Raw genomic sequence first — 22737 nt, 5'->3', positions numbered from 1 at the left:
GCCGGCCCCTCGCCCCACCGGGGAGGGGCCGGTATCCTTACTTCTTCGTGGCCTTCCAGTAGTAGTTGGAGTCGAAGCTCGGCCCCCAGATCAGGCCGGAGACGCTGTTGCGCTCGGCGATCACCTCGACCTGCTGGAACATGATGACGAAGGGCGAGTCCTCCAGCACCTGGCGCTGAAGCTCCTGGTACATGGCGGCACGCTTGCCGGCGTCGCTCTCCACCACCGCGGCGGCGGTCTTCTTCGTCAGTTCCGGAATGTCCCAGGCGTTGCGCCAGGCCAGCGGCTTGGTCTTGGCGGTGTCGGAATTGTCCGGGTTGGACGCGAAGGTGTCGGCGTTGGAGTGCGGGTCCTGATAGTCGGCCCCCCACTGCTGGATCATCAGCTCGTGGTTGCGGGCGCGGTACTTGGTCAGCACCTGCTTGCCGTCGGCCGGCAGGATGTCGATCTTGACGCCGGCCGCCGCCGCGCTGGCCTGGATGGCCTGGGCCATGTCCTGGGTCGGCGAGGTGCTGCGCACATCCATCGACACGGTCAGCCCGTCGGGATAGCCGGCCTTGGCCAGCAGCTCCTTCGCCCTGGCGGGGTCGTAGCGGTAGGGGTTGTCGTCCAGCGCGCCGAGGAAGCCCTTGGGCAGGAAGGCCTGATGCACGATGCCCTGGCCGTTCATGATGGTCTTGCCCATGCCCTCATAGTCCACGAGGTACTTGAAGGCCTGCCGCACCTCCGGCTTGGCGAGCGCCGGGTTCTTCTGGTTGAGGCTGAGGTACCACAGCGTGCCCTTGGGCGCCTGCACCAGCCGGACGGCGCTGTTGGCCTTCAGCGGCTCGAACTGCTCGGGACGCAGGTTGCGCGCCACGTCGACGTCACCCTTCTCCAGCAGCAGGCGCTGGGTCGCCGGCTCGGCGATGTGGCGGATCAGCACGCGCTTCAGGGCGGGGGCACCGCGCCAGTATTTCGGATAGGCCTCCAGGCTCAGCAGTTCGCTCGCCTTCCACTGCTTCAGCATGTAGGGGCCGGAGCCGGCAGACGCGGTCTTCAGCCAGGCGGCGCCGAAGTCGCCGTCCTTCTCCTTGCTCTTCAGCAGCTTCGAGTCGACGATGGAGGCGACGCCGGCGGTCAGGCTGTAGAGGACGAAGGTCGGGGCGTAGGTCTGGTCGATCTCGAACACCAGGGTGGCCTTGTCGGTGGCGCGGACCTTCTGGTCGACGTTCGCCGCCGTGAGGCCGAACTGGTTCAGGATGAAGGCCGGTCCCTTGTTCAGCTTGACCGCCCGCTGGAAGCTGTAGGCGACATCCTCGGCGGTCAGCGGGTTGCCGGAATGGAAGGTGATGCCGTCGCGGATCTTGAAGGTGAAGGTCCTGCCGTCCGGCGAGACGGTCCAGCTCTCGGCGGCGTCGCCCTCGATCCTGCTGACGTCCTTGACGTCGAACTGGATCAGCCGGTTGTAGGTCTGGGAGACGTATTCCAGGCCGGAAATCTCGAACGCCTCCGCCGGGTCGAGCGTGATCATGTCGTCGAACTGCCACGCCATCACCAGCGCGTCCTTCGGCGTGTCGGCGAGCGCCGGCGCCGGGACGGTGGCAAGCGCAACCATGGCGGCTCCGAGAAGGCCGCGGGCGAAGCTCTGCATTCCCTGTCGTCTCCCTGTTGCCGGGCGAGGGACGGAATGCCCCTGGCCCGCGTTGCAACGAGGATCGAACCGCCCTCGCCCCCCTGTCAAGCCGGACGCCCGTCGTGCCGGATCGGGCGCGTTGTGCGGAGTCCTCCCGGCGCACAATGGCGTCGAGGCCGCTTTCTCCGTTGCCGGTCAACGGGTTGCGGCCCGCCGTTCGTGTACATCCCTTGTGCAGGGGCTGCACAATGCGAGGATGGAACGCGGGGGAAGCCGGGGGCGCGGGTCGGGTGGTGATGCGGGAAGAGTAGCCGGCCGGCCGGGACGGGACAAGCATGGCGGGAAAACGGCCGGTCCCCGCCATCCCGCCCCGGCCGGGCGCGGGGTCACACCCCCTTGCGGGCGAGGCGCAGCGCCTCGGTCAGCACCTCCATGTCGCCGATATGGTTGGCGAGCAGGAGGATCAGCTTGGCGTTGAGCGCAGCGCTCTGTTCGGCGGTCAGGTCGCGGTGGGTGTCGATCAGCGCCTGATAGAAGTCGTCGGGGCTGGCGAAGCGGTTTTCGGTGGCGAGGGTGGCCATGAGGCGACTCCGTGAGCGGGAAAAGGGGCGTCAGCGGCCGATGGCGCGGTTCAGGGCGGCCCCGACGGCGGCGGCGTCGAAGGCGCGCCAGCGCGCGGCGACATGCTGGTCCGGACGGATCAGGTAGACGGTGCCGGGGGTGGCGTCATAGCGCTCGCGGAAGCGGCCGGCGCTGTCGACCAGTTCGTTCGGGTGGGAGCCGCGGCGGCGGTCGGTGACGGCATGCCAGGCGAACGGGACCGGCCCGCGGGCCAGCGCGTCCAGCCGCTCCGCCACCTCCGCCGGGACCGGCCCGTCGCCGGCGGCGTAGAGCAGGACGAAGCGGCCGTCCAGCATCTCCGTCAGCCAGCCGGCCTGTCCCTGCCGTTCGACCGGCGCGTCGGTCGCCGGGGCGCCCGGCACCATCCGGCCGGCGAAGGCGTCCGCGTCGGGCGTGTTGAGCGGACTTGCCAGATAGGTCGTGGGGGTGGAAAGGCGCCCGGAATTGACCAGCGAGCGGGCGAAGGGAAGCTCGCCGGCCAGCGCCAGCACGGCGTCGCGGAAGGTGCGGCTGACCTCGCTCTTCGGCGTGATGAAGTCGGTGGAGCGGGTGGAGTTCAGGATGTTCTCCTTCGCCGCCTCCACCCGCTCGTCGGAATAGCTGTCGAGCAGGCTGTCCGGCGCCACCCCGTCCAGCACCAGCTTCAGCTTCCAGGCGAGGTTGTCGGCGTCGGGCACGCCGGAATTGGCGCCGCGGGCGCCGAAGGGCGAGACCTGATGCGCCGAATCGCCGGCGAACAGGATGCGGCCATGGCGGAACTGCTCCAGCCGGCGGCACTGGAAGGTGTAGACCGAGACCCACTCCAGCTCGAACGGCGTCGACTCGCCCAGCATCGCCTTCAGGCGGGGGATGACGCGCTCCGGCTTCTTCTCCTCCTCGGGATCCGCGTCCCAGCCGAGCTGGAAGTCGATGCGCCAGACATTGTCGGGCTGCATGTGCAGGAGCGCCGACTGGCGGCGGTGGAAGGGCGGGTCGAACCAGAACCAGCGTTCGGCCGGGAAATCGGCCTTCATCACCACGTCGGCGATCAGGAAGCGGTCGCGGAACACCTCGCCGACGAAGTCCAGCCCCAGCATCTTGCGGATGGAGGATTTGGCGCCGTCGCAGGCGATGACATAGTCGGCCTGCAGGGCATAGACGCCGTCCGGCGTTTCCACCTGCAGCACCACATGGCCGTCCTCCTGCCGGACCGAGAGGACGCGCGACAGCCAGCGCAGGTCCACCCGCTCCTCCGCCTGGGCGGCGGCGACCAGGTAATCCTCCAGGTAATATTGCTGGAGGTTGATGAAGGCGGGGATCTTGTGGTCCGGCTCCGGCAGCAGGTCGAACTGATAGACCAGCGAGTCGCCGTTGAAGACCTTGCCGATCTTCCACACCACGCCCTTGTCGACCATCCGCTGCGCGACGCCCAGGCGGTCCCACACCTCCAGCGCCCGCTTGGCGTAGCAGACGGCGCGGCTGCCGACGCTGACGGTATCCTCCGCATCCAGCACGACGACCGGCACGCCCTTCTGCGCCAGATCGATGGCGGCGGTCAGCCCGACCGGCCCGGCCCCGACCACCACGACGGGATGGCGCCGCACGGTTCCGGTGCGCTGTTCGTCCGACTGCAGGTAAGGATACTTTGGATAGCTGTAGGTGGCGTGCATGCTGCGTTTCCCCCGGATGCGGCCGCGCTTTTGTTTCGCGCGATATAGTTTCAAATGATACTAATAGAGCGAAAGGCCGCCTGTCAAACAGTTCGCCTGCCCCGCACCAAAGGCAAGGGAAAGGGCGACGCGATACAGGAATTGCTCGTTTGACGGAAAATCGGTGTCGCTTCACACCGGCGTCGGTGTAGAGTGCCGGGAAAAGGCAATACGGCCCCGTATCGTGGGCCGGCCAAGGGAGGAATTGCCATGCCAGATCCACGCAATCCCGGCACGGACGCCCGCAGCCCGCTGCGCCCGACCGTCTATGCCATCGACGGGGTGATCCCGGTGATCCACCCCACCGCCTTCGTCCATCCCACGGCGGTGCTGATCGGCGACGTGGTGATCGGCCCCCGCTGCTATGTCGGCCCCTGCGCCAGCCTGCGCGGCGACTTCGGCCGCATCATCCTGGAGGAGGGCAGCAACGTGCAGGACAACTGCACCATGCACGCCTTCCCCGGCCAGGATGCGGTGGTGGAGGTGGACGGCCATGTCGGCCACGGCGCCGTCCTGCACGGCTGTGTCGTGAAGCGCGGCGCGCTGGTCGGGATGAACGCGGTGGTGATGGACGGCGCGGTGATCGGCGAGCAGGCGATCGTCGCCGCCATGGCCTTCGTCAAGGCGGGCTTCGAGGTGCCGCCGCGCATGCTGGCCGCCGGGCTTCCCGCCAAGGTCGTGCGCCCCCTGTCGGAGCGCGAGATCGCCTGGAAGGCCGAGGGCACGGCGGAATACCAGCGCCTGACCGTCCGCTCGCTCGCCACCATGGCCGCCTGCGCGCCGCTGGAGGAAGTGGAAGCCGACCGTCCGCGCGTCGATGCCGGAACCGCCCAGCCGCTGTACCAGACGAAGGAGGGGCAGACGAGCGGGGATTGACCCCTACTCCTCCTCTTCCCCCGCCGGCTCTTCCCCCGCCGGGCGGCCGGCCGGCCCGGGCGCAAGCTGGTCCGCCCGCGACTGCAGCTTCGTCAGCAGGCGGTCCAGCATCGCGGCCTCCTCGTCCGACAGGGCGCCGGTCAGGTCCGATTCATAGGCCAGCGCCAGCGGGACGATCTCGGCATAGATCGCCAGCGCCTTGGGCGTCAGGGTCAGCAGCGCCTTGCGCCGGTCGCTGGTCCCCGACTCCCGCAGGATCAGCGCCGACTCCAGCATGCGGCTGATGGCGCGGCTGACCTGCACCTTGTCCATCGCGGTGCGCTGGGCGATCTCTCCGGCGCTCAGCGTCTCGCCCCCGCCCAGCACGGCGATGATCCGCCATTCCGGGATGGTGATGCCGAACCGCTTCTCGTAGAGCTTCGCCAGCGTGTGGCTGACCGTGTTGGCCAGGACCGACAGGCGGTAGGGCAGGAAGCGGGTCAGCCGCAGTTCCGGCAGGACCTCCGGCCCCGCAGCCTCGTCGGGGACGGCGGGACGGGGGGCGGATTTGGCGTCGGATCGCGGAGGGCGGCCGGAGGGCATGGCGTCGGGCTTCGGTTCGGTTGAGCGATACCATCCTGACGGGGAATTTTGTGCTTGCAACAGTTTCAGATGAAACTAGATTGGAGCGCAAACGCCATCGTCAGGATCCCCGCAGACGGGATCCGTACCGGGGGAGGACCGCATGAAGACCTGGATTTCGTTCCCGAAGGTGGAAGGCACCGCGACGCGGCAGGCGCATGTCCGCCTTCCCGCCGGCACCTATGAGCGCGAGGTCGGGCGCGAGGGCTTCTTCGGCCCCGCCACCCAGTTCCACCACGCCCACCCGCCGACCGCCTGGACCCGCTTCGACGGGCCGCTGCGTCCGCGCGCCTTCGACCTGAACCGGGTCGACCAGAATCTGGATTGCCCGCTGTCGGCGCCGCCGCTGATGGGCAACGGCGCGACCCAGATCCGGCTGTGGCGCTTCCGCGGCAGGATGGAGCATCTGGTGCGCAACGCCGACGGCGACGACCTGCTGTTCTTCCACCAGGGCGGCGGCCATCTCTACTGCGACTACGGCCATCTGCCGGTGGCCGAGGGCGATTACGTCGTCCTGCCGCGCAACACCGCCTGGCGGCTGGAGACGGAGGAGGCCGTCACCGTGCTGATGGTGGAGGCGACCGGCGACGCCTACAAGCTGCCCCACAAGGGGCTGGTCGGCACGCACGCCATCTTCGACCCGGCGGTGCTGGACGTGCCGCAGCTCGACGACGCCTTCCAGGCGCAGAAGAGCGAGCGCGAGACGGTGGTGCGCATCAAGTCGCGCGGCCGGATCAGCGAAATGGTCTATCCCTTCAACCCGCTGGACGCGGTGGGCTGGCACGGCGACCTCGCCCCGGTGCGGCTGAACTGGCGCGACATCCGGCCGCTGATGAGCCACCGCTACCACCTGCCGCCGTCGGCCCACAGCACCTGGATCGCCAACCGCTTCATCGTCTGCACCTTCGTGCCGCGGCCGATCGAGTCCGACCCGGAGGCGCTGAAGCTGCCCTACTATCACTCGAACGAGGATTTCGACGAGGTGCTGTTCTATCACCGCGGCCAGTTCTTCTCGCGCGACAACATCAGGCCGGGGATGGTGACCTTCCACCCCTCGGGCTTCCCGCACGGGCCCCACCCCAAGGCCTATGAGACGGCGCAGAACTATGCGCGCAAGGAGACGGACGAGGTGGCGGTGATGATCGACACCCGCGACCCGCTGGACGTCCACGAGGCGATGGAAGCCACGGAATGGCCGGGCTACGTCGACAGCTGGAAGGCGAAGTAGGACGGCGCCGGCCCCATCGACCGGGCCGGGCAGCAGGCCGGACAGGAAAACAAGCCGGACAAGAAGACCAACGGAGGGAAGAGAGACGATGAAGCTGGCAAGTCTGAAGGCGGGCGGGCGCGACGGGACCCTGGTCGTGGTGTCGAGGGACCTCTCCCGCTGCCGCCCGGTGCCGGAGGTGGCGCCGACCCTCCAGGCGGCGCTCGACCGCTGGGCGGAGGCGGCGCCGCGGCTGGAGGAGGCCTGTCGCGCGCTGAACGCCGACCCGGCCGCGGGACAGCCCTTCGACCAGACGGCCGCCGCCTCGCCGCTGCCGCGCGCCTACCAGTGGGCGGACGGCTCGGCCTACGTCAACCATGTGGAGCTGGTGCGCAAGGCCCGCGGGGCGGAGATGCCGCCGAGCTTCTGGACCGATCCGCTGATGTACCAGGGGGCGTCCGACGGCTTCCTCGCCCCGACCGATCCCATCCCGGCGGCGAGCGAGGAGTGGGGCATCGATTTCGAGGCGGAGATCGCCGTCATCACCGACGACGTGCCGATGGGCGCCGGCGTGGAGCAGGCGAAGGACCACATCAGGCTGCTGATGCTGGTCAACGACGTCAGCTTGCGCAACCTGATCCCGGCGGAGCTGGCGAAGGGCTTCGGCTTCTTCCAGTCCAAGCCCGCCTCCTCCTTCTCGCCGGTGGCGGTGACGCCGGACGAGCTGGGGGACGCCTGGGACGGCGGGAAGGTCCATCTGCCGCTGGTCAGCCACCTGAACGGCGCACTGTTCGGCAAGCCGAACGCCGGCATCGACATGACCTTCGACTTCCCGACGCTGATCGCCCATGTCGCCAGGACCCGCAGCCTGGTGGCGGGCAGCATCGTCGGCTCCGGCACCGTGTCGAACAAGCTGGACGGCGGGCCGGGCAAGCCGGTCGACCAGGGGGGCGTGGGCTATTCCTGTCTGGCCGAGCTGCGCACCATCGAGACGATCGACGGCGGCAAGCCGAAGACCCCCTTCCTGCGCTTCGGCGACCGGGTCAGGATCGAGCTGTTCGACGCGGCGGGCGTCAGCGTCTTCGGCGCCATCGACCAGGAGGTGGTGAAGTACGAGGGGGCGTGACCCTCGGCCGTGCGGCGGCTCAGGCGGCGGGCGGACCGGGCCGCCGGCGCAACGGGTAGGGGCGGATCAGGGCTTCGGCCGGGATCCGCCATTCCCGATGCAGCCGCCACGCCTGTTCCAGCGTAAGGTGGCGGTACCGGTTCATCACCTCCGACGCGCGGGCCTTCGAGCCGAGAAGCTCCGCCAGATCCTTCTGGCGCTTTCCGGTCTGCTCCATCCGCGCCCGCAGTGCCGCCGGAGCGTCCGGCGCCTCGATGGGCCAGTGCTCGTCCTCGTAACGCTCGATCACCAGGGCCAGCAGGTCGAACCGGTCGGCGTCGGGCGTCCCCGGTTCCGGCTCGGCCTCGAAATACCGTTCGATCTCGCGCAGGGCCCAGTCGTAGTCGGCTTCGGTCTTCAGCGGACGGATATCCATGGTCACACCGTCTCCGGATCGATGCAGTCATAGTCCTTGTGCGTGCCGACGAACTTCACCAGGACACGCTTGAAGCGATACGCCACATGAACGATCAGGCGGTACTTGTTCCCGCCGATGTCGAAGATGACGCGGTTGTCGCCGATGAAATCCACCGTGGTGCCGAACTCGCGCTTGACGTCGGCCGGCGACTGCCAATCGGCGCTCCTGACCTGCGCATACCATGCCTGAAGCGGCGCTTCCGCCTGCGGGTGGCGGTCCCAGAACTGCTTCAGCGTCCGCCGGGCGATGATCTGCATGGTCGGGACTATAACAAGTTCCACATTTGGGAACAACTGGACACCGGACCAGGCGAACACGGATACGCCCGGACCGACCGGTCCGGGCGTATCCTTACCTGCGTGCCGGCGGGGCTGCGTCAGCCGACCGCCATCAGCCGCTCGGCCGGGGGCGATTGCGGGATGGACTGGGAGACGTAGCCCTCGCTGTGGATCAGCTCGTCCTTCGCGCCGAGCGCGCGGGCGGCGGCGACGCAGTCCTCGACGAAGGCCGGGCTGCCGGCGACGAAGACGCTGTGGGCCGACAGGTCGGGGAACAGGCCGGGCAGCACCGCCGGGATGCGGCCGTGCAGGAAGCCCGGACGCTCCTCCCCGGTCAGCGTGGTCTGGACGCGGAAGTTGCGGTACCGGGCCTGCCAGAAGGAGAGCAGACCCCGCTCGTAGACGTCCGCCTCGGTGCGGGCGGAGAAGAGCAGCGTCACCGGCGGACGGTAGCCGCGGCGCAGCGCCGCGTCGGTCAGCGCCAGGATCGGGGCGAGGCCGGAACCGGCGGCCATGCACAGCACCGGGCTCTCCACCGAGGGGTCGCCGATGAAGGTGCCGTAGGGGCCGGACAGCTTCACCTGACTGCCGAAGGTCAGGCTGTCATGGATCCAGCTGCTGGTCGGGCCGCCGTCGACCCTGGTCACCTGCAGCACGATCTCGCCGTCGGGGCGCGGGGCGTTGGCGATGGAATAGCAGCGCGGCGGCACGCCGGCCGCGGCGTCGCCCAGCATGACGTACTGGCCCGGCCAGTAGCGCAGCGGCTTGCCGAGCGGACGCAGGCGAAGCTCCGTGATGCGCGGGGTGCGCTGGATGCGGTCGGTGACGACGAACGGCACGTCCTCGCGCGGGGGAAACAGCTTGGGCTGGGCGTCGGCGGTGCCGAACTCGATCACCAGCTCCTCGGAGATCGGCTTGGCCATGCACATCAGGCCGTAGCCGTCCTTCCGCTCGGCCTGGGACAGCGCCATGTCCAGCACCATGCCCTGGTCGAACTGGCCGCCCAGCACCTTGACCTTGCATTCGCCGCAGGCGCCGGCCCGGCAGTTGTTGGGCAGGGCGTAGCCCGCCTGCTCCAGCGCGGAGAGGACGGTTTCGCCGTCGCGGCATTCGACCGTACGGCCCGAGGGATGAAGACGGATGCGGCTCACCGGGCGATTCCTCAAAGAACGGGACGGTGGAAAAGGACGGCCGGCGGGACGCGGTGCCCGCCGGCCAAGGGGGATGGTCGGAGACAACCTGCCTCCCGGCCGCGCGGTCCCGGCCGGAAGACCGGCCGTTCAGAAGACGGGAATGATCTCTTCCATGTCGACGTCGCGCACCTCCTCGCCGGTGATGCCGACCTCGGGGATCGCCGGGAAGGGGATGCCGTAGCGGTCGAGCACACCCTTGAGGTTCAGCATGGCGTTGCGCCAGTTCTCCTTCTTCGCCTCGTAGGTCGGGATGTGGAAGCCGGCCTTGCGCGCGACCTCCTCCGCCTCGCGCTGGGTGGCGATGAAGTCGGACGGCAGGTCCCAGAACTCCGGCGGCGGCTCGAACAGCACGGCGGAGAGGAACAGGTAGCCGGCGCGGATCTGCTTGGTGATGACCGAGCGGTCCTCCATCGCCAGGTTGGGATAGTCGCGCTCCATCACCGACATGCAGATGGCCATGTGCCGGCCCTCGTCGCGGCCGATGTTGCGGAAGGCCTCCTTGAACACCGGCTCGGTGCAGCCCGCCGCCATCTGGTGGAAGATGGTCGCCGCCGCGATCTCGCCCATCAGGAAGGAGCTGAACAGAACAGCCAGCGAGTATTTCGGAACCGCCTTCTTGTAGCCGTCCCAGTAGCGGCCGCCATTGTAGTAGAGCCAATGGGCGTTCTTCTTCAGCCGGCGGCCGAGGTCGGTCTTCGGCTCGTAGGTCAGCGGGCTGGTGGCCTCCAGCAGCTTGGTGATGGCGAGGCCGCACATCTGCTCGTGGTTCTGCTCGTCGCGCGTCACCGAGAAGAAGCAGCGGCGGACGGGATCCTCCTCATGCACCTCGTAGGTCTTGATCAGGGCGTGCGCGAAGACCGGGGGAGCGGAGGCGTCGAACACCGACAGGATGGTCCACCAGTAGGCGATGGCCTCCCGCTCCTCCCAGCTGTAGCGCGACGGATCGAAGGTGTCCCAGGGCAGCTTGGCCGGATCCCAGTTCTCGCGCACCGCGGCGGCGTAGACCTCCTCCAGCTTCTTGGTCTGCGAGACCCAGGAGAGCGGGTAGACGTTCGGCTGCGGAGTCTCCGGCGGGAACTCCATGGTGTTGGCGATCTGGGTGTAGCTGCTGGACATCGGGGCGTTTCCTCCTTCGACGGGTCGGCGCGCTTTGTTGGGATCCGCCCTCGGGCGGTCGTCGGCGCCGTGTGGTTTCCATATGACACATACTTTCCGTCGTCTGGAAGATTTTTGTATCGCTTTATCTGCGGCAGCCTGTCGCACCCTTTCCGCGATTTGCCTTGACCAAAGGCAAGGAACCCCACCCTCGGGCCGAGAGTGGAGATGCAAAGTCTCCGCGATTATCGGATTGGCTGTATCGCTTTCGCGCGAGGCCCGGCTCAGCCGGCCCGTTCGAGCGCCAGGCCGGGTTCGCCCTCGGCCAGCCCGCCGAAGCGGGCGTAGAAGGCGGGCTGCGCCTCCGGCAGCGGCCCGTTGGCGGTGGTCAGCGCCGACATCAGATAGGCCTCGGAGGGGCCGAGCAGCCGGCGGTAGAGGTTGCGCGTCAGCATGCGCGATTCCTGCCCCGGCCAATCCGGCGGCAGCAGGTCGGGCGGCAGCATCGGGTCGCGCAGCAGGATGCGGCGGAAGTCGTGGATCATCAGCGTCCGCACCAGGAAGGCGATGCGCGGGTCCGGGCTCTCCACCCCCTCCAGCGACTGCCAGACCGGACGGAAGTGATCCAGGAAGGCGACGTAGTCATGCTCGAGCTGATCCACGTCCCAGAAGCTGCGCACCAGCTCGCGCAGGGCACCGAAGCCGCCGGCCCGGTCGTGGGTGGCCTTCATGTGGACCACCTTGTCGGCCACCCCCAGCTCCGCCAGCAGCCGGTGCATCGCCCCCTCGTCCCCGTTCGGATGGGCGAAGACCGTGGGGGAGGCGGCACCGAAGCCCTGCCAGACCAGCTCCCGCCGCAGCTTCTCCCGCGTCTCGGCGTCGAGCGCGTTGGGCGGCACCATCAGCAGGTGCCAGCCGCGGTCCCAGGCGCGGACCAGCGGGGCGTAGATGCGCCGCTCCGCCGCGGCGAAACGCTCCAGCCCGCTCTCCGTCACCCGGTAGAAGCTGCGCCGGCCGATCTGGGTGTTGGTCAGCCAGTCCTCCTTGCACAGCCGGAAGACGGAGGTGCGGACGATCCGCTCGCTCAACCCGAAATGGCTCATCAGGTCGATCAGGCTGCCGAGCCAGGCGGAGCCGCCGTGCGGCAGCACGGCGTCGCCATAGACGGTGATGATCAGCGACTTGGCCCGCGGCGCGATGGCGTCGAGCAGCGGGGCGGCAAGATCTTCGGTGCGGCGGGGACGGGGCATGGGGAGCGGGGTCTTCCCTGGGACTGGTCCGGGACCGGTGGCGGGCGGGGCCGGACCCGGGGGACAAGGCGGTTGCGGATGGGCCGTTATACGGGACGGCGGGGTTCGTGACCACAGTCCGCACCCTCGGCCGGCTCGGCGTCTCGGCCGCCGCCACCCCGGAGAGATCGGACGCCGGACGGGTGCCGGACCGGCCGCGAAGTCGCGGATGCGACGGAAAATCCGTTTGACAAGCTTTAATGTGATACACTAACGTCCGCTTATCAAAGGAAAATGTGTCATGTGCTTGGTGCGCAAAGCCTTACGCATGGTACGGTTTCCCGTTTGGTCAGCCCGATCGCGACACAATCCTTCCGGGAACAGCGAGGGGACTCCGGAAAACAGCGGAGAGGCGGCCAGATTTTGCTTCCTAAATAATTTCGTTTGAAACATTATGCATCGCAAATCGTCCCTGGCGCAACCAAGCCGGGGCACCGCAAAACGGGAGGAAACCATGCGCAGTCGCTTGCTCCGCAGCTTGTCCGCAACGATGGCCGCCACCGCGGCGCTGGTGGTCGGCGTCATGGCCGGCACGGCGTCCGCCGCCGATCCGATCAAGGTCGGCGCCATCGTCTCGGCGACCGGACCGGCCTCCTTCCTCGGCGATCCGGAAAAGCGCGTGCTGGAGCTGTATGTGGACCGCGTCAACCAGGCGGGCGGCGTGAACGGCCGGCCGGTCCAGCTCACCGTCTACGACGACGGCGGGGCGGCGGACAAGGCGGCCTCCTTCACCAAGCGACTGCTGGAGAGCGACAAGGTCGACGTGATCGTCGGCGGCACGACCACCGCCACCACCATGGCCGCCGTCCCGCTGGTCGAGCGGGCGGAAACCCCCTTCATCTCGCTCGCGGGCGCGGTGGTGATCGTGGAGCCGGTCAAGAAGTGGGTGTTCAAGACCCCGCACACCGACCGCATGGCCGCCGAGAAGGTCATGGAGGACATGAAGAAGCGCGGGCTGACCAAGCTGGCGCTGATCTCGGAGGATTCCGGCTTCGGCAAGTCGGGGCGCGAGCAGACGCTGGCAGTCGCCAAGGAGCGCGGGATCGAGGTCGTCGCCGACGAGACCTACGGCGCCAAGGACACCGACGTCACCGCCCAGCTCACCAAGATCCGCAACAACGCGGCGGCCCAGGCCGTGCTGGTCTTCGGCCTCGGCCAGGGGCCGGCGGTGGTGACCAAGAACTACCGCCAGCTCGGCATCAGCCTGCCGCTCTACCAGTCGCACGGCGTGGCGTCGAAGGAGTTCATCCGCCTGGCCGGCGGTGCCGCGGAGACTGTCCGCCTGCCGGCGGCCGGCCTGGTCGTCGCCGCCCAGCTTCCCGACAGCGACCCGCAGAAGAAGGTGGTGACCGAGTTCACCAAGGTCTACGAGGAGGCCTTCAGCAGCGAGGTCTCCACCTTCGCCGGCCATGCCTATGACGGGCTGATGATCGCGCTCGACGCGGTCAAGCGCGCCGGCGGCACCGACAAGGCGAAGCTGCGCGACGCCATCGAGCAGACCAAGGGCTATGTCGGCACCGGCGGCACCGTGACCATGTCGCCCAAGGACCACATGGGCCTGTCGCTCGACGCCTTCCACATGGTCGAGGTCAAGCAGGGCGACTGGTCGCTGGTGAAGTGACCCGCCCCGCCTGAGGGCATCGGGGAAGGGAGCGCGCGGGCGGCCGGACGGTCCGGTCCCTCCGCCCCTTCCCCCGTCCGATGCCGCGCAGGATCCGATGCTGCATGGGATCCGACGTTGCGCATGGCCCCCTTCCCTCTCCCCGGCCCCTCTCCCCGGCCGGGAGACGGACACCGGAAAGCCACCATGTTCGCCGATCTGCTGCAATATCTGCTGTCCGGGCTGACCATCGGCGCGATCTACGCGCTGGCCGGCCTGGGATTCTCGATCATCTACAACGCCAGCCACGTCATCAACTTCGCCCAGGGCGAGTTCATCATGATCGGCGGCATGGCGGCCGCCACCCTGACCGCGACGGGCGTCCCGCTGCCGCTCGCCATCCTGATCGGCTGCGGCGGCGCCATGGTCGTGGGCGTGCTGGTCGCCAAGTTCGCGGTGGAGCAGGCGCGCGACGCCTCCACCGTCACGCTGATCATCATCACCATCGGCGCCTCGATCTTCCTGCGCGGCATCGCCGAGCTGGTGTGGGGCAAGGACTTCAAGCGGCTGGAGGCCTTCTCCGGCGAGACGCCGATCCACATCCTCGGCGCCTCGATGCAGCCGCAGTCGCTGTGGGTGCTGGGCTGCGCCGCCGTCCTGATCGTCGCCATCGGCCTGTTCTTCAACAAGACGCTGGCCGGCAAGGGCATGCTCGCCACCTCGCACAACCGCCTCGCCGCCCAGCTCGTCGGCATCGACGTCAAGAAGGTGGTGCTGGCCTCCTTCGCGCTGTCGGCGGCGCTGGGTGCGGTCGGCGGCGCGGTGGTGGCGCCGATCACCTTCTCCTACAGCGAGATGGGCATCATGCTGGGGCTGAAGGGCTTCACCGCCGCGGTGCTCGGCGGGCTCGGCCACGGGCCGGGGGCGGTGGTCGGCGGCATCATCGTCGGCGTCGCCGAGGCGCTGGGCGCCGGCTACATCTCGTCGGCCTACAAGGACGCGGTCGCCTTCGTGATCATCCTCGCCGTCCTCCTCTTCATGCCGAGCGGCCTGTTCGGCAAGCGCGGCACGGAACGGGTCTGACGCCATGAACACTCTGCTCAACGGACGGCTGACCGGGCTTCTCGCCCTCGCCCTGATCGTCGCGGCGCTGCCGCTGGTGCTGACCAACAACTTCTACCTGGACGTCGCGATCCTCGCCGGCTTCAACGCCATCGTCTGCGTCGGGCTGAACCTGCTGATCGGCTATGCCGGGCAGATCAGCCTGGGCCATGCCGGCTTCTTCGGGATCGGCGCCTATGCCTCGGGCATCCTGGTGACCAGCTACGGCTGGCCGCCGCTCGCCGCCCTGCTCGCCGGGGCCGCCGCCTCCGGCCTGCTGGGCTTCGCGGTGGCCAAGCCGATCCTGCGGCTGAAGGGCCATTATCTCGCCATGGCGACTCTCGGCATCGGCATCATCGTGTCGATCGTGCTGCGCACCGAGACCGGCCTGACCGGCGGCCCCGACGGCATGATGGTGGACAGCTTCAGGCTGTTCGGCGTCGAGCTCTACGGCGAGAAGGTCTGGTACTGGGTGGTCGGGGTGCTGCTGGTGGCGGTGGTCTGGCTGTCGCTGAACCTGATCGACAGCCCGGTCGGCCGCGCGCTGCGCGCCGTCCACGGGTCGGAGGTGGCGGCCGAGGTGGTCGGCGTCGACACCGCGCGCTTCAAGGTGATGGTCTTCGTCCTGTCGGCGGTCTTCGCCAGCGTGGCCGGCAGCCTGTTCGCCCACTACACCGGCCTGATCACCCCGGCCAAGGCGGACTTCTTCAAGTCGATCGAGCTGGTGACCATGGTGGTGTTCGGCGGCATGGCCTCGACCTTCGGGGCGGTGGTCGGCGCCGTGGTGCTGACCGTCCTGCCGCAGGCGCTGACCGTCTTCCAGGACTACTCGCAGATCGTGCTGGGCGCGATCCTGATGGCGACCATGGTGTTCATGCCGAAGGGCCTGCTGCCGACGCTGGCCGCACTCTTCGCGCAGCGGAGACAGGCATGAGCGGCACGGCGGAGGCGGGCATGAACATGATCGCGAACCAGGACATCCCGCTGGAGGCGGCGCCCGCCGCCCGGCGCAGCGGCCCGCCCCTGCTGCGGGTCGAGAATCTCAGCCGGGAGTTCGGCGGGCTGCTCGCCATCGGCGACCTCAGCTTCACCGTGGCGGCCGGCGACATCCACTCCATCATCGGGCCGAACGGCGCCGGCAAGACGACGCTCTTCAACCTGATCACCGGCGTCTACAAGCCGTCGGGCGGGCGGGTGCTGTTCGACGGGGCCGAGGTGTCGGGCCAGGCGCCCTACCGGCTCGCGGCGCGCGGCATGTCGCGCACCTTCCAGAACCTGCAGATCTTCTTCAACATGACGGCGCTGGAGAACGTCATGGTGGGGCGGCACCTGCACCTGAACACCCGGCTGCTGCCGGCGCTGTTCCGCTTCCCCTCGCTGGTCCGCAAGGACGCCGAGGCGCGCGAGCGGGCCGCCGCGCTGATGGAGCAGGTGGGGCTCGGCAAATACGTCGCGGCCGACGCCGCCGCCATGCCCTATGGCGCGCTGAAGCGGCTGGAGATCGCCCGCGCGCTGGCGGCGGAGCCGAAGATGCTGCTGCTGGACGAGCCGGCGGCCGGCCTGAACGCCACCGAGAGCCGCGAGATCGACGAGGTGATCAAGACGGTCGCCGCCACCGGCATCACCGTCATCCTGGTCGAGCACGACATGAAGATGGTCATGGGCATTTCCGACCGGATCACCGCCCTGAACCACGGACGCAAGCTGGCCGAGGGCACCCCGGCGGAGGTCGCGGCGAACCCCGACGTCATCGCCGCCTATCTCGGCGCGGCACCGTAAGGGGGTTGCGGAGCATGCTTCTGGAAATCGACGGGCTGAACAGCCATTACGGCCGCATCCACGCGCTGAAGTCGGCCAGCCTGACCGTGCGCGAAGGCGAGCTGGTCGCCCTGGTCGGCGCCAACGGCGCCGGCAAGACCACGCTGCTGCGCACGCTGTCCGGCGTCCACCCCGCCACCAGCGGGACCATCAAGTTCGACGGGCAGGACATCACCCGGCTGAAGGCCCACCGCCGCGTCGCCGAGGGCATCGTCCAGGTGCCGGAGGGCCGGCAGCTCTTCGGTCCGCAGACGGTCGAGGACAATCTGCGGCTCGGCGCCTACCGCCGCGGCGGCAGGCCGGAGGAGGATCTGGAGCGGCTCTACGCCCTGTTCCCGGTCCTGAAGGTGAAGCGCGACCAGCCGGCCGGCACCCTGTCGGGCGGGCAGCAGCAGATCGTCGCGCTGGGCCGCGCCCTGATGGCGAAGCCCCGCGTCCTGCTGCTGGACGAGCCGAGCATGGGCCTCGCCCCGCTGCTGGTCGCCGAAATCTTCGACGCCGTCCAGCGTTTGAAGCGGGAGGGCACCACCATCCTGCTGGTCGAGCAGAACGCCCATGCGGCGCTCGCCATCGCCGACCGCGGCTACGTCATCGAGACCGGCGAGATCGTGCTGCACGACACGGGCGCCGCCCTGCTCGACAACGAGCGGGTCCGCCAGGCCTATCTGGGACTCTAGAAGAAGAACCGAGAGGACGAGAGACCATGTCCAAAGCCTTCGCCTCCACCGGCGACCTCAACGCCAAGACCGTGAGCTTCACGGAGCTGGCCCCCGGCGCCTACGCCTACACCGCCGAGGGCGATCCCAACACCGGCGTCATCGTCGGGGACGACGGCGTCATGGTGATCGACGCCCAGGCGACCCCGCGGATGGCCGAGGATGTGATCGCCAAGGTCCGCACCGTCACCGACAAGCCGGTGAAGTACGTGCTGCTGACGCACTACCACGCCGTGCGGGTGCTGGGCGCCTCGGGCTATGGGGCCGACCACATCATCGCCAGCCGCGACACCTACGACCTGATCGTCGAGCGCGGCCAGCAGGACTACGAGTCGGAGCTCGGCCGCTTCCCGCGCCTGTTCCAGGCGGCGGAGACCATCCCCGGCCTGACCTGGCCGACCATCGTGTTCGACAACCGCATGACGCTGTTCATGGGCGGCAAGCGGGTGGAGATCATGCAGCTCGGCCGCGGCCACACCAAGGGCGACACGGTGGTCTGGCTGCCGGACGACAAGGTGCTGTTCTCCGGCGACCTCGTGGAGTATGGCGCCACCCCCTACACCGGCGACGCCTATCTGGAGGACTGGCCCCACACGCTCGACCGGCTGGCGGAGCTGCAGCCGCGCGCGCTGGTGCCCGGCCGCGGCGACGCGCTGACCACGCCGGAGCTGTGCCGGGAGGCGATCCGCGGCACGCGCGACTTCCTCACCAGCATGTACGGCTCGGTCAAGCAGGCGCGCGAGCAGGGGGCGGACCTGCGCAACGCCTTCGCCCGCACCCGCGAGGTCCTGCAGCCGCGCTTCGGCCAGTGGGTGATCTTCGAGCACTGCCTGCCCTTCGACGTCTCGCGCGCCTATGACGAGGCGGGCGGCATCCGCGACCCGCGCATCTGGACCGCCGAGCGCGATCGCGAGATGTGGGAGGCCCTGCAGGGCTGACCCGCCCCCCTTTCCTGGTCCCGCGCCGCCCCTGCCGTCCCGGCGGGGGCGTTCGCCATTTCGGGAGTTGCGACCCTTGAAGCTCTACGGCTATTTCCGCTCCTCCGCCGCCTATCGGGTGCGCGTCGCGCTGAACCTGAAGGGACTGAAGCCGGAGCAGGCCTTCATCCACCTGCGCAGGGGCGAGCAGAAGGCCGCGCCCTACGCCGACCTGAACCCGGAGCATCTGGTCCCCGCCCTGGAGGTCGGCGGCCGGCTGCTGACCCAGTCGATGGCGATCATCGAGTATCTCGACGAGACGCACCCCGCCCCGCCGCTTCTGCCGGCCGACCCGCTGGACCGCGCGCGGGTACGGGCCCTCGCCCTGGCGGTCGCCTGCGACATCCACCCGCTGAACAACCTGCGCGTCCTGCAGCATCTGAAATCCGCCCTGGGCCACAGCCAGGAGGAGGTCGACGGCTGGTACCGCCACTGGATCGCGGTCGGGCTGACCGCGCTGGAGGCGCAGCTTGCCGGCGACGCGCGCACCGGGCGGTTCTGCCACGGCGACGAGCCGGGGCTGGCCGACGTCTTCCTGGTGCCGCAGATGGCCAACGCCCGGCGGCTGGACTGCCCGCTGGAGGCCTACCCCACGCTGACGCGCATCGAGGCGGCCTGCCAGGCCCTGCCCGCCTTCGCCGAGGCGGCCCCTGCCCGCCAGCCCGACGCGGAGGCGTAGGCGTAGGCGTAGGCGTAGGCGCGGAGCGAGGCGTGGAACCGAAGTCCGGCACAGGACAAAGTTGTTGAGAGTGACCGTGCGTTAACCATTCTTGGGCGTTTCGCCGTGTTATATACTGCCGGTTCCTGTCGGCCGCGTGCGGCGCAACCTTGACGCGCCGCGCGCCGTCCGGCAGGAACAGGCGGACTGAAAGGGCGGACGGGCAGCCACACGATGCTGGGCGATACACCTTCGATCGCATACAGCCTTGCCGAGAACATCGCGGCGAGCGCCTTCGTCGTGCTGGCCTACACCTACATCGTCCGGCGGCCGGGCCACCTGGGGATGGCGATGCCGCAGCTCGCCATGGGCGTGCTGATGGGGCTGACGGCGGTCTATTCGATGACCCACCCCATCCATTTCGGCCGGGGCGACCTGTTCTTCGACGGCCGCACGGCGCTGGTCGGGTTGGCGGCGCTGTTCGGCGGCCCGCTGTCGGCCGTGCTCGCCGCCGCCATCGCGATGCTCTATCGGATCTGGGTCGGCGGGGCCGGCATGGTGGCGGGTGCCACCTCCGTGGTCATCGCGGCGGCGGCGGGCATCGCCTTCACCGCCTGGATCCGGCGCCGCGGCCGGCCGGTGAGCTGGTGGGACCTGCCGGTTCTCGGCCTTCTCATGGCGCTGTGCTCGCTCAGCACCGTCGTGCTGCTGCCGGCGGACGTCGCGGAAGGCGTGTTCCGCCGGACCGCCCTGGCCTTCCTCACCGGCATTCCCTTCGGCACGCTGGTGCTGGGCGGCCTGCTGCTGCGCGAGCAGCGCCACCGCGATTCCGAACGGCGGCTGGCGGAGAGCGAGGCACGCTACCGGCTGCTCGCCGACAACGTCACGGACATCATCGTGGTGATGCGGGCGGATGGCACGGTCGCCTACGTCTCCCCGTCCGTCCGCGAGATCCTGGGCTATGCGCCGGAGGCGGTGACCGGCCGGCCGCTGACGGCGCTGATCCATCCCGACGACCTGGAGACGGCGGCGCTGGCCTTCACCGGCATGGAGGCGGCCTCCGCCCCCATCACCATCACCGCGCGCATCCGCCATGCCGACGGCCATTTCGCCTGGGTCGAGGCCAGCATGCGGCCGGCGCTGGACACCGACGGCACCTTCACCATCGTCGGGGCCGCCCGCGACGTCACCGAGCGCAAGCGCTACGAGGACGAGCTGCAGGACGCCCGGTCCGACGCCGAGGCGGCCAACCGGGTGAAGTCGGAGTTCCTCGCGGCGATGAGCCACGAGATCCGCACCCCGCTGAACGGCGTGATCGGCTTCGCCGACCTGCTGCTCGGCACCGAACTGACGGCCGAGCAGCGCCAGTATGTCGCCCTGCAGCGCGAGGCCGGGCGCGGGCTGCTGGCGATCATCGGCGACATCCTGGACTATTCGAAGATCGAGGCGGGGCGGCTGGACCTCGACGAGCGCTCGTTCGACCTGCACCGGCTGATGCGCGACTGCCGCGACCTGATGAGCAACGCCGCCTCGCAGAAGGGGCTCCTGCTGCAGCTCGCCATCGGCAAGGCGGTGCCGCGCTACGTCCGCGGCGACGAGGCGCGCATCCGCCAGATCCTGCTGAACCTCGTCGGCAACGCCATCAAGTTCACCGGGCGCGGCTCGGTCCTCGTCTCGGTCGGGATGCTCGATCCGGGACCGGAGGACGGGACGGGTGGCGGCCAGGGCGTGACGCGCGTCCGCTTCTCGGTCAGCGACACCGGCCCCGGCATCCCGGTCGCCGACCGCGCCAGCCTGTTCCAGCGCTTCAGCCAGGGCGACCGGTCCACCACGCGGCGCTTCGGCGGCACGGGCCTGGGCCTGATCATCTCCAAGCAGCTGTCGGAGCTGATGGGCGGCCGGATCGGCTTCGAGAGCAGCGTGGGCATCGGCAGCACCTTCTGGTTCGAGCTGCCGCTGCCGCTGGCCGACGAGGTGCGGAGCGCCGCCAGCCCGGCGGGACCGCTACCGCGGCGCACCGGCCGGATCCTGCTGGCCGAGGACGTGCCGATGAACCAGATCGTCACCTCCTCCATCCTCTGCAAGGCCGGCCACACGGTGGAGGTGGTGGAGGACGGGCTGGCCGCCGTGGAAGCGGTGGAGAAGGGCGCCTTCGACCTCGTGCTGATGGACATGCAGATGCCGCGGATGGACGGGCTGCAGGCCACCACGACGATCCGTTCGCTGGCCGACGCCAGGAGCCGCATCCCGATCATCGCCCTGACCGCCAATGCCCTGGCCGAACAGCTCCAGCTCTGCATCGACGCCGGCATGAACGACCATGTGACCAAGCCGATCGAGCGCGAGGCCCTGCTGGCCGCGGTCGACCGCTGGCTGGGCAGCCGGGACGCCGGCGGCGAGGCGGCGGCCGAGGCCATTCCGCAGCCCGCCCCGGCGCCGGCCGAGCCGGTCCTGAACCGGTCGGTGCTCGACGCGCTGGCCGAGACGCTGGGCGACGAAGCGCTGCCCCGCTTCGTCGCCAGCACGCTGTCCGAGCTGACCAGCCGCGTCGAACGCATCCGCTCGGCCGGGGACCGGCAGAGCGCCGGCTTCGATGCCCACGCCATGGTCTCGCTGGCCGGCAATCTGGGACTGGTGGAACTTTCGCGCATCAGCCGCTCGCTGCAGCATGCCTGCGAGCAGGACCGGCCGGATGCTCCCGCGCTGACGCTCGAGATCCAGGCCGCCCTGCACCGGGCGATGACGGCGCTGGACGAGGCGCTGTCCCCCGCCGAACCCGCCCGGTGACGCGCCGGACGGCCGATCGGCTCAGCGATTGACGATCAGCCCGACCCCGGCGACCGCGATGGCCGCCCCGACCCAGGCGCCGAGCCCCGGCCGCTGCCGCGTCAACGCCCACAGCATCGGCAGGATCAGCACCGGGCTCATCGCCGACAGGGTGGCGACCACGCCGGCATTGCCGTAGCTGAGCGCGACCATGATCAGCGTGGCGCCCATGCCGACGCCGATGAAGCCGTTGACCGCCGTCAGCAGGGCGATGCGCGGCGTGAGGCTGCCGCCCGCCGCCATGCGCTCGCGGAACAGCAGGCCGAGGACCAGCATGGCGCCCGCGGCCGTGACGGTGCGGACCGCCGCCGCCGCGATGGGATGCACGCCCGTCGCCATCGCCGGCTTGGCGATGATCGAGCCGGTCGCCTGCCCCAGCGCCGCCACCAGGCAGACCGCCACGCCGGCCAGCAGGCTGCCCTGCACCGCCTCCCAGGCATGGCCGTTGCCGGACCGCAGGGCGACCGCCAGCATCACGCCCATGGTGACGAAGCCGATCCCCAGGACGGTCGTCGGCCCCAGCGTCTCGCCCAGCACCAGCCAGCCCAGCAGGGCGGTCAGCGGCGCGTTGGTGGCGTAGATCACGACATTGCGCCGCGGCCCCAGCCGGGACAGCGACCAGAAGAGCGCCAAGTCGCCCATCACGATGCCGGCCAGCGCCGAGGCGGCCAGACGCAGCGCCGCCTCCGCCTCCAGCGTGTGCCAGACGCCCATGACGCTGGCGGCGACCGTCAGCCCGGCGCCGACGATGGCGAGCCGCAGCCGGTTGAAGGCGAGCGACCCGATGGCCCGCACCGGCCCGATGGCGATCAGCCCGCCCGCCGCCCAGCAGAGCGCCGCCCCCAGCGCCGCGATATGAGCGGTCAGCATGGCCGCCGGCCCCGGCAGGACGACGGACGAAGCGACTCCGCACGGCGGGATGCAAGGACGGGCAGACAGGGGGGCACGGGTCGCCTACGCAGGGTTTCGGGGGCG

General features: G+C 69.5%; 21 protein-coding genes. 11 read left to right on the top strand and 10 right to left on the bottom strand.

All coding sequences use genetic code 11. The annotated features are described in order from the left end of the window. Window positions 1-37: 37 nt before the first annotated feature. From DEW08_RS07790 to DEW08_RS07780, 3 genes are all read right to left on the bottom strand, one after another. The gene (locus DEW08_RS07790; protein WP_109325973.1) at window positions 38-1633 is read right to left on the bottom strand and encodes an ABC transporter substrate-binding protein; all 1596 of its coding nucleotides are present in this window, start codon (window positions 1631-1633) and stop codon (window positions 38-40) included. Between the two features lie 368 nt (window positions 1634-2001). After that, complete coding sequence (locus DEW08_RS07785; RefSeq protein WP_109325972.1) at window positions 2002-2196, bottom strand: DUF2783 domain-containing protein; 195 nt, start codon at window positions 2194-2196, stop codon at window positions 2002-2004. Between the two features lie 30 nt (window positions 2197-2226). Beyond that, window positions 2227-3885, bottom strand: coding sequence for an FAD-dependent oxidoreductase (locus DEW08_RS07780; protein WP_109325971.1), 1659 nt, complete (start codon window positions 3883-3885; stop codon window positions 2227-2229). 249 nt (window positions 3886-4134) lie between these two features. Between DEW08_RS07780 and DEW08_RS33130 the strand changes: the two genes are divergently transcribed. Continuing rightward, window positions 4135-4800, top strand: coding sequence for a phenylacetic acid degradation protein PaaY (locus DEW08_RS33130; RefSeq protein WP_109325970.1), 666 nt, complete (start codon window positions 4135-4137; stop codon window positions 4798-4800). A gap of 3 nt (window positions 4801-4803) precedes the next feature. Here the strand turns inward: DEW08_RS33130 and DEW08_RS07770 are convergent, their stop codons facing one another. Beyond that, window positions 4804-5382 (bottom strand): MarR family winged helix-turn-helix transcriptional regulator, encoded by a 579-nt coding sequence (locus tag DEW08_RS07770; RefSeq protein WP_109325969.1) that lies wholly within the window; start codon window positions 5380-5382, stop codon window positions 4804-4806. A gap of 142 nt (window positions 5383-5524) precedes the next feature. Here DEW08_RS07770 and DEW08_RS07765 point away from each other — a divergent pair, with 142 nt between their 5' ends. Together DEW08_RS07765 and DEW08_RS07760 are read left to right on the top strand one after the other, a co-directional pair. After that, window positions 5525-6649 carry a homogentisate 1,2-dioxygenase gene (locus DEW08_RS07765; protein ID WP_109325968.1) on the top strand — a complete coding sequence of 375 codons (1125 nt, stop codon included), beginning with the start codon at window positions 5525-5527 and terminating at the stop codon, window positions 6647-6649. Window positions 6650-6737: 88 nt separating this feature from the next. Next, window positions 6738-7754, top strand: a complete 1017-nt coding sequence (locus tag DEW08_RS07760) for a fumarylacetoacetate hydrolase family protein (protein ID WP_109325967.1) — start codon at window positions 6738-6740, stop codon at window positions 7752-7754. A gap of 19 nt (window positions 7755-7773) precedes the next feature. Here the strand turns inward: DEW08_RS07760 and DEW08_RS07755 are convergent, their stop codons facing one another. The 5 genes from DEW08_RS07755 to paaX form a co-directional block, all read right to left on the bottom strand. Further along, complete coding sequence (locus tag DEW08_RS07755; protein ID WP_109325964.1) at window positions 7774-8169, bottom strand: helix-turn-helix domain-containing protein; 396 nt, start codon at window positions 8167-8169, stop codon at window positions 7774-7776. 2 nt (window positions 8170-8171) lie between these two features. Beyond that, window positions 8172-8468 carry a type II toxin-antitoxin system HigB family toxin gene (locus tag DEW08_RS07750; RefSeq protein ID WP_109325963.1) on the bottom strand — a complete coding sequence of 99 codons (297 nt, stop codon included), beginning with the start codon at window positions 8466-8468 and terminating at the stop codon, window positions 8172-8174. A gap of 119 nt (window positions 8469-8587) precedes the next feature. Continuing rightward, window positions 8588-9640, bottom strand: coding sequence for a 2Fe-2S iron-sulfur cluster-binding protein (locus DEW08_RS07745; protein ID WP_109325962.1), 1053 nt, complete (start codon window positions 9638-9640; stop codon window positions 8588-8590). 129 nt (window positions 9641-9769) lie between these two features. Next, window positions 9770-10798: a diiron oxygenase gene (locus DEW08_RS07740; protein ID WP_109325960.1), complete on the bottom strand. Its 1029-nt coding sequence runs from the start codon at window positions 10796-10798 to the stop codon at window positions 9770-9772. 263 nt (window positions 10799-11061) lie between these two features. Beyond that, window positions 11062-12027 carry a phenylacetic acid degradation operon negative regulatory protein PaaX gene (gene paaX / locus DEW08_RS07735; protein ID WP_109325954.1) on the bottom strand — a complete coding sequence of 322 codons (966 nt, stop codon included), beginning with the start codon at window positions 12025-12027 and terminating at the stop codon, window positions 11062-11064. A gap of 493 nt (window positions 12028-12520) precedes the next feature. Between paaX and DEW08_RS07730 the strand changes: the two genes are divergently transcribed. The 8 genes from DEW08_RS07730 to DEW08_RS07695 all read left to right on the top strand — a co-directional run bounded on the left by DEW08_RS07730 (window position 12521) and on the right by DEW08_RS07695 (window position 21723). Beyond that, window positions 12521-13687, top strand: coding sequence for an ABC transporter substrate-binding protein (locus DEW08_RS07730; protein WP_109325953.1), 1167 nt, complete (start codon window positions 12521-12523; stop codon window positions 13685-13687). Between the two features lie 186 nt (window positions 13688-13873). Further along, window positions 13874-14749: a branched-chain amino acid ABC transporter permease gene (locus DEW08_RS07725; RefSeq protein WP_109325952.1), complete on the top strand. Its 876-nt coding sequence runs from the start codon at window positions 13874-13876 to the stop codon at window positions 14747-14749. A 4-nt stretch (window positions 14750-14753) separates the two neighbouring features. Continuing rightward, entirely contained in the window at window positions 14754-15701 is a 948-nt protein-coding gene (locus DEW08_RS07720) for a branched-chain amino acid ABC transporter permease (RefSeq protein ID WP_109325951.1), read from the top strand. Window positions 15702-15721: 20 nt separating this feature from the next. After that, entirely contained in the window at window positions 15722-16546 is an 825-nt protein-coding gene (locus tag DEW08_RS07715; RefSeq protein WP_245986610.1) for an ABC transporter ATP-binding protein, read from the top strand. Between the two features lie 14 nt (window positions 16547-16560). Continuing rightward, on the top strand, window positions 16561-17262 hold the full coding sequence (locus tag DEW08_RS07710; protein WP_109325948.1) for an ABC transporter ATP-binding protein: 702 nt from the start codon (window positions 16561-16563) through the stop codon (window positions 17260-17262). A 26-nt stretch (window positions 17263-17288) separates the two neighbouring features. Next, on the top strand, window positions 17289-18239 hold the full coding sequence (locus DEW08_RS07705) for an MBL fold metallo-hydrolase (protein WP_109325940.1): 951 nt from the start codon (window positions 17289-17291) through the stop codon (window positions 18237-18239). Between the two features lie 76 nt (window positions 18240-18315). Then, window positions 18316-18957, top strand: coding sequence for a maleylacetoacetate isomerase (gene maiA / locus DEW08_RS07700; RefSeq protein WP_109325936.1), 642 nt, complete (start codon window positions 18316-18318; stop codon window positions 18955-18957). 213 nt (window positions 18958-19170) lie between these two features. Next, on the top strand, window positions 19171-21723 hold the full coding sequence (locus DEW08_RS07695; RefSeq protein ID WP_109325935.1) for a hybrid sensor histidine kinase/response regulator: 2553 nt from the start codon (window positions 19171-19173) through the stop codon (window positions 21721-21723). Between the two features lie 21 nt (window positions 21724-21744). Here the strand turns inward: DEW08_RS07695 and DEW08_RS07690 are convergent, their stop codons facing one another. Further along, a complete protein-coding gene (locus DEW08_RS07690; RefSeq protein ID WP_109325934.1) occupies window positions 21745-22632 on the bottom strand; it encodes a DMT family transporter in 888 nt (295 codons plus the stop codon). Between the last annotated feature and the right edge of the window lie 105 nt (window positions 22633-22737).

It is taken from the genome of Azospirillum thermophilum, from assembly GCF_003130795.1.
In the GTDB taxonomy this organism is placed as follows: Bacteria; Pseudomonadota; Alphaproteobacteria; order Azospirillales; family Azospirillaceae; genus Azospirillum; species Azospirillum thermophilum.
This window is presented reverse-complemented; position numbering and strand designations above follow the sequence as displayed.